Annotated in this window: 10 protein-coding genes, 1 pseudogene and 1 other annotated feature; of the genes and pseudogenes, 5 read left to right on the forward strand and 6 right to left on the reverse strand. The window is 49.0% G+C overall.

Annotated features, from left to right (window positions below):
• Positions 1-94 precede the first annotated feature (94 nt).
• Together ACZ5EJ_RS04385 and ACZ5EJ_RS04390 are read right to left on the reverse strand one after the other, a co-directional pair.
• Positions 95-1,323 (reverse strand): IS3 family transposase gene (locus tag ACZ5EJ_RS04385; RefSeq protein WP_464557555.1). Its coding sequence is split into 2 segments (ribosomal slippage): positions 95-1,044 and positions 1,044-1,323, totalling 1,230 coding nucleotides; the frame shifts between segments, so codons are not numbered across the junction.
• Positions 929-1,045: a sequence feature (AL1L pseudoknot), on the reverse strand. It overlaps the preceding gene by 117 nt.
• Positions 1,324-1,456: 133 nt before the next feature.
• Positions 1,457-1,669, reverse strand: a complete 213-nt coding sequence (locus ACZ5EJ_RS04390) for a transposase (protein ID WP_074456519.1) — start codon at positions 1,667-1,669, stop codon at positions 1,457-1,459.
• 174 nt (positions 1,670-1,843) lie between these two features.
• On the opposite strand from ACZ5EJ_RS04390, the gene ACZ5EJ_RS04395 reads away from it, so the two are divergent.
• On the forward strand, positions 1,844-1,972 hold the full coding sequence (locus ACZ5EJ_RS04395; RefSeq protein ID WP_256201608.1) for a hypothetical protein: 129 nt from the start codon (positions 1,844-1,846) through the stop codon (positions 1,970-1,972).
• A 194-nt stretch (positions 1,973-2,166) separates the two neighbouring features.
• Here ACZ5EJ_RS04395 and ACZ5EJ_RS04400 read toward each other — a convergent pair.
• Positions 2,167-2,950, reverse strand: a pseudogene (locus ACZ5EJ_RS04400) (IS5 family transposase).
• Positions 2,951-3,216: 266 nt separating this feature from the next.
• Between ACZ5EJ_RS04400 and ACZ5EJ_RS04405 the strand changes: the two are divergent.
• Positions 3,217-4,332, forward strand: coding sequence for an efflux RND transporter periplasmic adaptor subunit (locus ACZ5EJ_RS04405; RefSeq protein ID WP_256328332.1), 1,116 nt, complete (start codon positions 3,217-3,219; stop codon positions 4,330-4,332).
• Positions 4,329-7,415 (forward strand): efflux RND transporter permease subunit, encoded by a 3,087-nt coding sequence (locus ACZ5EJ_RS04410; protein ID WP_464557558.1) that lies wholly within the window; start codon positions 4,329-4,331, stop codon positions 7,413-7,415. Before ACZ5EJ_RS04405 ends, ACZ5EJ_RS04410 begins: the two co-directional genes overlap by 4 nt.
• Before the next feature lie 7 nt (positions 7,416-7,422).
• Here ACZ5EJ_RS04410 and ACZ5EJ_RS04415 read toward each other — a convergent pair whose 3' ends face one another.
• From ACZ5EJ_RS04415 to ACZ5EJ_RS04425, 3 genes are all read right to left on the reverse strand, one after another.
• The gene (locus ACZ5EJ_RS04415) at positions 7,423-8,907 is read right to left on the reverse strand and encodes an alpha-amylase family glycosyl hydrolase (protein ID WP_074456119.1); all 1,485 of its coding nucleotides are present in this window, start codon (positions 8,905-8,907) and stop codon (positions 7,423-7,425) included.
• 159 nt (positions 8,908-9,066) lie between these two features.
• The gene (locus ACZ5EJ_RS04420) at positions 9,067-9,906 is read right to left on the reverse strand and encodes an SDR family oxidoreductase (protein ID WP_011634072.1); all 840 of its coding nucleotides are present in this window, start codon (positions 9,904-9,906) and stop codon (positions 9,067-9,069) included.
• Positions 9,907-9,966: 60 nt separating this feature from the next.
• The gene (locus ACZ5EJ_RS04425; RefSeq protein WP_107818418.1) at positions 9,967-10,560 is read right to left on the reverse strand and encodes a gamma carbonic anhydrase family protein; all 594 of its coding nucleotides are present in this window, start codon (positions 10,558-10,560) and stop codon (positions 9,967-9,969) included.
• Positions 10,561-10,590: 30 nt separating this feature from the next.
• Here ACZ5EJ_RS04425 and ACZ5EJ_RS04430 point away from each other — a divergent pair, with 30 nt between their 5' ends.
• Positions 10,591-11,067: a glutathione peroxidase gene (locus ACZ5EJ_RS04430; protein ID WP_011634074.1), complete on the forward strand. Its 477-nt coding sequence runs from the start codon at positions 10,591-10,593 to the stop codon at positions 11,065-11,067.
• Positions 11,068-11,089: 22 nt separating this feature from the next.
• Entirely contained in the window at positions 11,090-11,662 is a 573-nt protein-coding gene (locus ACZ5EJ_RS04435; RefSeq protein ID WP_011634075.1) for a DNA-3-methyladenine glycosylase, read from the forward strand.
• Positions 11,663-11,765: the final 103 nt, after the last annotated feature.

Here is an 11,765-nt window from a genome sequence, read left to right on the forward strand (position 1 = left end):
TGTTCATATCAAAAAGCACTGACTTGTTTCTTTGAAACGTTATTCTGAGCATTGTTGAATCGTCCCGGGTTTTGAGGAGGCTGTTTGGTTAAAGTCAAGCCACCGGAATGGCTTCCTTGGCGAATTGCCTATAGTAGTTTACCTCAGCTTCTGCGGGAGGGATGTAACCGATTGGTTCCAGCAGCCGCTGGTTGTTGAACCAGGCTGCCCATTCCAGCGTTGCCAGCTCCACGGCCTCCCTGGTTTTCCAGGGGGCGCGCTTGTGAATCAATTCTGTTTTGTACAGCCCATTGATGGTTTCTGCCAGCGCGTTGTCGTAGCTGTCGCCCTTGCTGCCGACCGAGGGTTTTATTCCGGCTTCGGCGAGTCGCTCGGTATAGCGAATGGAGACATATTGCGAGCCTCTGTCGCTATGGTGTACCAAGGCATCCATCCGCCCCGGTTGCCGGGCATACAGCGCTTGTTCCAGGGCATCCAGCACAAAGTCCGTGCGCATGGAGCTGCTCACCTGCCAGCCCACAATGCGCCGGGCAAATACATCGATGACGAAAGCCACATACAGCCAGCCTTGCCAGGTCGAGACATAGGTGAAGCCTGACACCCACAACTGGTTCGGACGATCTGCCTTGAATTGCCGGTTAACCCGATCCAGTGGACACGGCAGCGCCTTGTCCGGAACTGTGGTGCGCACAACCTTGCCACGCCTGGCACCTTTCAGCCCTAACCGTTTCATGAGCCGTTCGACCGTACAGCGTGCCACCTGGACATCTTCACGCTTAAGCTGACGCCAGACCTTGTCGGCACCATAGACCTGCATGTTGGTCTGCCAGACCCGCTGTATTTGCGGCAGCAGTTTATCATCACGCAGGACGCGGGCACTGCGCAAAGCCGGATTACGCTGTTGCGCGGAATATCGCCGATACCCTGATGGGGCGACCTGCAAAACCTTGCAGATCGGCTCGACCCCATGGGCGTCGCGGTACTGGTCGATGAACGATCTCAGGATTTGAGTTTGCGGTCGAGCTCCACCTGAGCGAAAAAAGCACTGGCCAGCTTCAGAATCTCATTCGCCTTGCGCAATTCCTTTACTTCGCGTTCCAGGGCTTTGATGCGGTCGCGCTCTTCACTGGTCACACCGTCTCGCAAGCCGGTATCAGTCTCGTGTTTGCGCACCCATTCAAGCAATGTGTGGGCTGAACAGCCGATCTTCGGCGCAATGGATTCAATCGTCGACCACAGCGAGGGATACTCACTGCGGTGTTCCTGCACCAGACGGACTGCGCGCGCTCTTACTTCGGGGGAATATTTATTTGATTTGTTCATGGCTCCATCTTCTCAGATAGTGGAGCCTCCTCAAAACCCGGGGCGGTTCACATTTCAGTTGCCCAGCAAAGAAGGCTGACGCCTTTCTTAAGATATCGACATCCATCTTCAATTGCCGGTTTTACTGCTCAAGCTAGCGGATAAGTTGTTGTTCGGCAGTGAGCGGATTGCCGATGCCAGAATTCTCACTTTGTTCTGATTCATATTGAGTCACCCTGCGACGGATGGTGCTCTGGCCGATGCTCATGCTTTCACTGACGTGGAATATGCTCAGCCCCTGTTTCTTAATCATATGTACGATTTCTAGTTTGAAGCTGGTATCAAATTGCTTGCATTTCCTTTTCATTTAAAACTCATCGGGTGGTGGATTCTCCACCTATCGATGTGTCCGGACAAATTAGACCACTACAATATTTTTGGTTGATTACATCCTCTTTGTTGATTTGAATCAACAAAGAGGATGTAAATTTAGTTCATCATTGTTTCGTTTCTAATTCATACAATAAAGGGGTTACGAAAAATGAGTACAGTGGAAAAAGGCAGCGATACTGACACCACCAAGAACATGATATTTGCCAGTGTATTTTTATTGGTACTATTAGCTGGATTAGTCGCACTAGCTGTGCATCTCACGCCTGTTGTGAACTAACTTTCTGAAAGCAGCACAGCTGCTATTTGCTACTATGCTGTAAGCTTTTACGCTGTCCTCACTGGTTTTTCTTCGGTGGGGATAGCTCGAAATAAGAATGACTTATTCTGTAGTAACCCCATCTTAATCTACCCCACTTTCAATTATTAGTTGGTTCTGTTGCTTTTAGTAACTTGGAATCGCTCAGAGTCTGTTCAAAGTCTTTTGAGTAGAACGGCCAGGAAGGCCAGGTGAATAAACTGCAAGCTGGTGTTGGGTAAGCGCTCACAGTTCTTCCACAGCCGTCTATTCTTCTCCAACCAGGCAAAGCTGCGTTCCACCACCCAACGCTTGGGGATAACGGCGAAGGTATGCAACTCACTGCGCTTGGCGATCTGAACCGCGACAGTCTCGCTCAGCACATCGCGTACACCTTGAGCAAACGGCTCCCCCACATAACCGCTGTCCGCCAACACCCGGCCAAGGCCTGAACAACAACGCCGAAAAACCTGCAACGCACCTTTGCGATCGGTCACTTCCGCTGTCGTCACCGCAATGGTATGCGGCAAACCCTGGGTATCGACCGCGATATGACGTTTGATGCCCGATACCTTCTTGCCTGCGTCATAGCCCTTCTGGCTCGCCGTGTCCGTGTTCTTCACGCTCTATGCGTCCACGATCAAGAATGACGTGCAGGCGTTGCGTCCCTGTCTGGTGCGAACCTCGCCAACCTGATTTTTTTAATGCCTGCTCCAGCAGGCTGCCTCCTTCGCGCGGCTCACTCCAGATGGCCCAGTATGAGTGGACAGTGCGCCATTTGGGAAAGTCATTAGGCAGGGCTCGCCACTGGCAGCCGCTCTTGAGCAAATACAGCACCGCACAAAAAACCTCGTACAGATCTATTCGTCGAGGGCTGGTCTTCCTGCGCGCGCTCTCCAGCAAAGGCTTGATAAGCTCGAATTGTTCACGACTGATGTCGCTCAGGTAACTTTTTCTCATCTCCCGAGTTTCTCATACTCCCAGAGATTTTGAACAGGTTCTCAGGCCCTATACTCTAGCTTTATCATTTGTTTCCAAATCTCACGAAAAGGAAAAGACTTTTTATTTTTAAGAAGATAAAGGGTATATATTTGATAATATTCCTCGATTCTTTACCTCTTGCGGGGGACACATTCTGATTGTGTGTGAGACAGCTGTCTACCGAGTGATCCGGTAAATTTACAGCTGGGATAATCTTGATGTGGTAGATCACGTGGTTGCCATTTGTGGATTACAGGAGAGCGTTGACTGTGGTGTTGAGTAGGGTAGAGAAACTGTTGTGTATCGTTCTGGTGCTGATGCTTGCTGCTTGTGGTAAGCAGGAAGAGGTTATAAAAACAGCTAACCCGCCAGCAGTCAGTGTAGCTACGGCCAGGAATGTGTCTATAGAAGTACGAGAGGAATCCATTGGTTCACTGGAGGGCATAATGGATCCCACGATCGCAGCGGAAGTATCTGGGCGTGTCCTTAAAGTATTGGTGCGCCAGGGGCAACATGTGAAAAAAGGACAGGAAATTGCTTTGTTGGATCCGGCGGATCATCAGCTGCTACGACGTGAAGCGCTCAGCGAGGTGGCAAGACTGGAGGCGTTGCTGGAAAACCAACAGCGTTCAGTCGAACGTAATACCCGGCTGGTAGAACGAAATTTTATTTCCCAGATCGTGTTGGATGATGTCAAGACTCAGGAAATAGCATTGCGCCGGCAGCTGGAAGGAGCGAAATCCCGTCTGGCCACAATTGAACATAATAAATCTAAGACACGCTTGTTTTCGCCAATGGATGGAAAAATTGAATCCCAGACTGTTGTTGAGGGAGACTATGTCAAGGTTGGCGATCCGTTGCTACAAATTATCAGTAATCAGCATTTGCGCGCACATCTGCCATTCCCGGAAAGTATCGCTTCATATATCAGACCGAATCTTGAAGTTAGGCTGAGCACACCTACCTCTGATACTGAAATTATTTCCCGTATCAGGGAATTGAAGCCTGCAATTGGTGTTAGCAATCGGGCGATTGATGCACTTGTCTATATTGAGAACCAGCCTGGTTGGCACGCGGGTGCAAGCGTTAGTGGTGTGGTCATCCTTGGCGTGCGTGAGAATGTAGTGGTTGTGCCGGAGCAGAGTGTAGTGCTCAGGCCGGCAGGCCAGGTGGTTTATGCTATCAATGGCGAGCAGGTTGAACAGCGTGTCGTGCGAACCGGATTAAATCAGGATGGAATGGTTGAAATCATTGATGGCGTACAGGCAGGTGAGCAGATTGTGCTGGATGGTGCAGCTTTTCTTACCGACGGCACCAAGGTCACTATACAAAGGGAAATACTGGAGCAAGCGAATTCATGACGCTGCCAGAGCTGTCGATCAAGCGCCATGTGCTGGCGTGGATGGTTTCAGGATTACTGGTATTGCTGGGTGTTATCAGTTATCAGCGAATTGGAATGGATCGCTGGCCATATATCGAATTTCCTGTCATTTCGGTAACTACGACACTGGCTGGAGCAAACCCTGATATTGTTGATGCCAGTATTACCGGCATTATTGAAACCGCCATTAATACCATTCCCGGTATTGAACATGTGCAATCCAGCTCTTCTCCGAGTGTCTCAACGACAACAATCACCTTCGTTCTGGATAAGAATATTGATGTTGCCTATAACGAGGTGCAGGCAAATATCAGCCAGATTCTGAAACGTTTGCCAGATGATACCGACCCGCCAATCGTACGCAAAATCGAAACTAACGCACAGCCTGTGATGTGGCTGTCGCTGCAGGGTGATCGGACTTTACAGCAACTTAATCTGTATGGATTCAATGTCATCAAGAAAAAACTGGAAACCATTGATGGTGTCGGTGAGGTTCGTCTGGGAGGGCGGCGAGATCGCACGATACGAATCAATGTTTTGCCCGAGCGTATGGCTACCTATAACCTGGCTGCCAGCGATGTCATCAATGCTTTTCGGCGCGAGCATATTCAGCTACCGGGTGGCTTCCTGACAGGTAAAAACACGGAGAGATTGATCAAGCTGGATTTAGAGTTTCATAATCTAAAAGATATGAGCAATCTGATCGTAGCTTACCGTGAAGGTGCTCCGATCAGATTGAAGGAAATTGCAGAGATTGCGGATGATCTGGCTGATTACCGCCAAGTGGCCCGATTCAATGGGCTACCCTCGCTAGGACTGGGAATTGTCAAGGTTTCAAATGCCAACACGGTTGCTATCATCGATGAAGTTGAGCGCCGGCTGGCAGAAGATATCAATCCGAGCTTGCCGCCCGGGATGCGTATCAGTATTTCTTCCAGTGATGCGATTTTTATCAAGGAGCTGGTATATGCACTGCAGGAACATCTAGTCGAAGGTACCTTGCTAGCTGCGCTGATCGTCTGGTTGTTTCTGCGTTCAGTGCGTTCAACGCTGATTATTGCGACTGCAATTCCGGTATCACTGATGGGTGCCATTGCTGTCATGTATTTCTCGGGTTTTACTTTTAACACCATGACGTTGCTGGCTTTGCTGTTGCTGATCGGGGTGGTGGTGGATGATGCCATCGTGGTGTTGGAGAATATTTTCCGGCATATGAGTCGCGATCAGGCAAGGCACGGTAAAGTGGATGTGGTGGCTGCCTCGATTAGAGGCAGTCACGAAGTGGTATTCGCTGTCATGGCAGCTACGCTGGCGCTGGTATGTATCTTTGCACCAGTAATCTTTATGGAAGGTATCATCGGCAAATTCTTCAAGTCATTTGCTGTGGTTGTTACCTTTGGTGTGCTGATTTCCCTGCTTGTTTCATTAACGCTGACACCTATGCTGTGTTCACGTTATTTGCGTGTCGATCGGAAACATGGTCGTCTCTATTATTGGCTGGATAACTGGTTTGATCGTATGGATCAGCGTTATGTTTTGCTGCTGACGTTTTCCATACAGCATCGTTGGAAAGTCATTGTGCTTACCATCATAATGGTATTGAGCAGTATTTTCTTCTTTGGGAAAGTAGATAAGGAATTTTCTCCAGAAACGGATGAAGGTGTATTTACAATAACGTTCAGAACGCCACTCGGTTCAAGTATTGACTATACCGATTCCCGCCTCAGGTTGATCGAGCGTGTGTTGGCAACGTATCCCTCAGAGGTTATCAGTTATTTTGGAATGATTGGGGCCGGGCAGGATGGCCAGGTGAATAAAGGGTTTGTCAATGTACGCTTGTATGATCGAAACGCCCGTAATATGAGCCAGAAGGTGTTGATGCGTGAACTGAGAGAACATTTCGATAAAATTCCTGGCGTCCGGGCGTTTCCTGCCCCGATTTCCATTGTGCGTGGCCAACGCTCAGAAAAATTACAATTTAATTTGACTGGCTCCAATCTGCAGGAAGTGGGGCGTCTGGCTAAGGAAATGCAGCTACGGTTGGGAAGAATTCCAGGGATGGGCAAGGTTGATCTTGATCTTGATCTTGATTTGCCGCAGCTGATCGTGAATATAGACCGGACACGTGCTGCCAGTCTCGGTATATCTGCAACCGATATTGCCACGGCAATCAATATGTTTACCGGTGGTGTTGACGTGGCCAGATTCAACGATGATCCCGGGGATGGGCAACGCTATGAGATCCGGATTAAAGGTAAGGAAGATCGGTTTAGCCAGTTGGACGATCTGAAAAAGATTTATCTGAGAAGTAACGGGAATGAGCTGGTAAGACTGGATGCGGTTGCTGAATTTCGGGATACCCTGGGTGCCGCGTTAATCGGGCGCTTTGATCTGCAATATGCGGCGATGTTCTATATCAACCCTATACTGCCGCTGGATAAAGCAACCGATGGTGTATTTCAGCAGGCTACTGAATTATTGCCACCGGGTTATACGGTAAAACTTACCGGGCAGGCGGAAGAATTGGCCAAGACGATGAAGAGTACCGTATTTATTTTTACGCTTGCACTGATTTTGCTTTACATGGTGCTGGCCAGTCAGTTCAATTCCTTTCTGCAGCCGCTTATCATTATGGTGGCACAGCCACTTGCCATTATTGGCGGTATTTTTGCCTTGTGGCTGACGGGCAATTCACTCAACATCTTTTCTATGATCGGGCTGGTGTTGCTGATCGGCCTGGTGGCAAAAAATTCCATCCTGTTGATTGATCTAACTAATCAACTGCGTGAACAGGGCAAGTCTATTGATGCAGCTCTTAAGGAGGCCTGTCCGATCCGGCTGCGGCCAGTGCTGATGACCTCGTTGACTGTCATCCTCGCACTGCTGCCGGCAGCGATGGGGCTGGGGGCCGGTGCTGAAACCAATCGCCCGCTTGCTGTTGCAGTTATCGGGGGCATGGTTTCCTCAACACTGCTTACATTAGTGGTGGTGCCGGCCGTTTATTCCCTGGTGATGCAGACAGTGGATAAATTGCATCTCTCCCGGCGTGCCTCCACTGAATGAGTTGAGGTTAAGGTTGCTTTTCCAGAATGCGGTAACCCCAGGCAGGCAGGTCAACAAAAAGCTGAGTAATATTTTCTATCCGAACTGGTAACGATTCACTCGGATTCATCAGATCATGCCAGCTCCCGGTACTTTCTTTTGGTTGTAAATCAGCAAACTCCACTAGACATTGGCCCGGATGGGGTGCGTAGTTGACGATGATTAGCAGAGAGTCACTGTTTTCTCCCTGCCAGCGGTATGCGATGAAATTATTCCAAGTCCCATTCTCTTTCTGGGCCGGCAAGCATTCCAGCAATACCCAGTTTCCCTGTCGTAACACCGGATTTTTCAGAATCTGCAGTAGCTGTTGATAAAAGTGACTGAGTCTGGAGTCTGTCGGCTCAACCGGACTTCTGCATAAGTGAATCGGGATATGTACCCGCTTGCCTTCCAGTTGTCCAGCCTGAAAAAAACGCATCCCTGGTGCCAGATAATTGATCATGGCTGCTGCTTCATGCACAGTCGGTGGAAAAACAGTTGCCGCGCGCTGCTCATCGTGATTCTCCAAGAACCGGGCGAGTTTGCGCTGATAAGTGATATCTGCTGTGAGATGGTCGTGCACAGGTTTGGGAACTTGGCTAAGTAGCCGATCATATAATCGTTTGTCGTAAGTGTAATCAAATCCTTGCTGCTGCAGCATCCATTCCAGATCCCAGTACACTTCAGCCAGAAAAAGGAAACCCGGAAATTGTTTGCGGACTGCCTGAATGGTGGCAGGCCAGAAGGAGGTAATAGAGCGCTGCCAAGTACGTTCAAAAATTTGCGGTAACAACAGCATGGCCATATCACAACGTACGCCGTCGCACAGCTTGGCAATGTTTAGCAGTTCTACTTGCATCGCCTGTTGTACGGCAGGATTGCTGTAATCCAGTTGTAGGGTATCTGGCCAGCCATCAAAGTAAGGGTCACGGCCATAGGCAAAAATTCGCTGATCTTTGCCAGATGAATTCGATACAAGTGCAACATAGTTTTGTGGATTGCGCTGTAAATCCTCCCGTGTCCCGTTGATATAGAACTCGGGGTGTGTCTGCATCCAGGGATGATCCAGTGCGGTGTGATTAGGAACGAAATCGAGCATGAGGCGCAATCCGCGTTCATTGAGTTTGTGGCGCAGGTGCTGTAGCGCCTTGTTTCCTCCCAGTCTGTCGGCCACCTGATAACGGGTAATGGCAAAGCAGGAACCGCAAATATCTGTCTCGGATAGATCCGGTAAGCAGGTGGCCTTAAAGCTTTTCTGCCAACCAGGCTGTGTACGTGAAACACGCTGGCCAGCTTTTCCGGTTTCCCATACGCCAAGCAGCCATACCCAGTCAAACCCCAGTTCAGCTAACCGATCCCATTCACTATCAGGCCAATCATTCAGTGGGGGAGGTGAGATAGCAGCGCGTGAAAGCTCGTACTGTTTGATGCGGGCGTTGAGCTGATACAGCAGGGGATAGGAAGGGACGGTCATAGAATATTTCTAATTTTCATCAATTTTCGGGAGAGCCAGTAGCATACCGATCAATAGTTTGCCCTTCGGCTGCAACGATAAATTACCAAGCATTCATTATGCATAATTCTTGAAAAGAATCTAACTATGTGTCTGGAAATATTTGAGCACTATATTTCTTTACTGATGCTTGTGCCCGGCCTTAGCCAATAATTTATCCAGTACAGAAACGGGCAAGATGCGCTTGAGAAGGCCAAACATGTGGGTCGGAAAGGTAACGTAATAGCGGGCATCAGGGGTACGTGATTCAAGTATACAGATCACCTTTTTCAATACGGCTTCTGGAGGCAGAGTGAAAGGGACAGTGGGTCCCTGCTTGTTCAGCCGGTCCTGAACAATGAGGTATTTCTCGCGGTGAATACTGTGCTCGATATCGATGTAGCGTTCAAACGCCTTCATTGCGTTGGCACGGAATTTCGTGGCAATTGGCCCTGGTTCGATCAGGCTGACAAAAATATTGCTCCCTCTCAGTTCCAGCCGTAAGGTATCGCTCCAGCCTTCGACTGCAAATTTGGAGGCGTTGTACGCGCCACGGAACGGCATGGCAGCAAAGCCAAGTATGGAGCTGTTTTGTATGATACGACCCTGTTCCTGCTTGCGCATGACGGGCAAGATCAGATTGGTCAGCTCCACCCAACCAAAAAAATTGGTTTCAAATTGGGCGCGCATGGCTTCCCGACTGAGATCTTCAACCGCCCCAGGCAGGCCATATGCACCATTGTTAAATAATGCATACAATTGGCCATTGCTGCGATTCAGGGTTTCTTCAACTGCGCGTTGAATTGAGCTGGAATCGTTCAGATCAAGTTGGAAACTTTCTAATCCCTCAGCAAGCAACATGTCCACACTTTCCTGCCTGCGGGCGGTGGCAAAAACACGGTAACCGCGCGTCTGCAATTCATGCGCAACGCAATAGCCAATGCCGCTGGAGCAACCGGTAATCAATATGGATTTTTTCATAAGCTGGATTTGAGCGATATTAAAATAAAAGAGGGAGTATGAGCAGCATCTGGGTGATGATCAATTTACGCTGCGGGTTGTCCGAAGTTCCCTAAAGTTCATTCTGAATACGCTTATACCCTTGTACAAGGGTATTTTGTTGGTTCTGGCGACATCCTCAGAAAATTTTGATGCTTGGGGGGTTACTTTTTTGATGGAAGCCAGGTCGGTTTTTGGCCTGATGCGTTGTGTGGAAGGAACATAAAAGCCTGGTGGCAGATCGCAGCTATCAACGACTGAATTGTGGCGAACGACACATCCTTCACCGATTGTGCAGTTGAACAGTACACTGTTAAATCCAATGAACACTCCGGGGCCGACAGTACAAGGCCCGTGTACAATTGCCCGGTGGGCGATTGAGGTGCGCTCCCTGATAGTAACTGCTGCACCCAATTTGGAGTGAATGACTACGCCATCCTGAATATTGGAATGCACACCTATTGTAATGGGTTCCATATTTCCGGCTTCATCCACCTCATCCGCCCGAATGACAACGTATGGCCCGATAAACGCATTTTCGTGTACGACAACACGTCCACAGAGAATGGCAGTGGGATCAACAAAAGCACTTTCGTGGACGATCGGCTGATCACCCGTGGGGTTTTTTCTAATCATGATAATTTCTGAGTAGCATTATAAATAGCGATGGATATCTATGACTATGGTATAAAAACGATTGATGGGCAGAATAAACTGCTCAGCGATTATAAGGGTAAAGTCTTGCTGATAGTGAACACGGCCAGTAAATGTGGTTTTACACCTCAGTATCAGAGTTTGGAAGCGTTATATCGACGATACAAGGATCAGGGGCTGGTTGTACTTGCTTTTCCCTGTAACCAATTTGGCCGCCAGGAACCGGGTAATGAACGTGAAATTCAGGAATTTTGCTCATCCGGTTACAACATCAGCTTTCCTTTATTTGCAAAGATTGAGGTGAATGGTACCAATACCCATCCGCTCTACCAATATCTGAAGAATGAAAAACCTGGTGTGCTGGGTTCCAAGGGTATCAAATGGAATTTCACCAAGTTTCTGGTAGATAGAACCGGGAAAGTGGTTAAACGTTATGCGCCAGTTGATAAGCCGGAATCTCTGGTTGGAGATATCGAACAGTTGCTCTAATTTTATTGAATGTTTGTCGTGTATGAATCTGGTTTCATCTCTTGATATTGATTTTTCAGCTCCCTCTGCTGAAGTGGCGCGTTCCCTGATAGGCGTGACGCTTATGCTGAATGGTGTAGGTGGTCGGATTGTGGAGGTGGAGGCTTATGATCATGAGGATCCTGCCTCACATTGTTTTGGTGGAATAACGCCGCGCAATCAGGTGATGTTCGGGCCACCGTGCCATGCGTATGTCTATCGCTCTTACGGCATACATTGGTGCTTCAATATTGTGTGCTGTCCGCCAGGCCATGGTGCCGGGGTGCTGATCCGCGCACTGGAGCCGCTGGCAGGAGGATTGGATGTTATGCGGAAACGACGCGGGCTGGATAATGTACGTTTGCTCTGCGCAGGTCCCGGGCGGCTTTGTCAGGCGCTCGGAATTACTATGGCGCATAGTGGCATGCCGGTTGATATTCCTCCGTTTCAGCTTCTGCCGGCCACAACTCCAGTAACAGTTATTACCGGGCCGCGTATTGGTATCTCCAGGGCAAAAGAAATACCCTGGCGTTTTGGGTTGGCTGGGTCGCGCTTTCTAAGTCGTCCATTTCGCTGAATTTCTGCAGAAGCGAGTAAGTCGAGTCCTTGTCAGTAAGGGCTGATGTGGTTTGTGATAACCCGGAAGCTGGAAGTGTGTTTCTGAAATTATTGGCTTGATT

Source organism: Nitrosomonas sp. TNE100 (assembly GCF_055387135.1).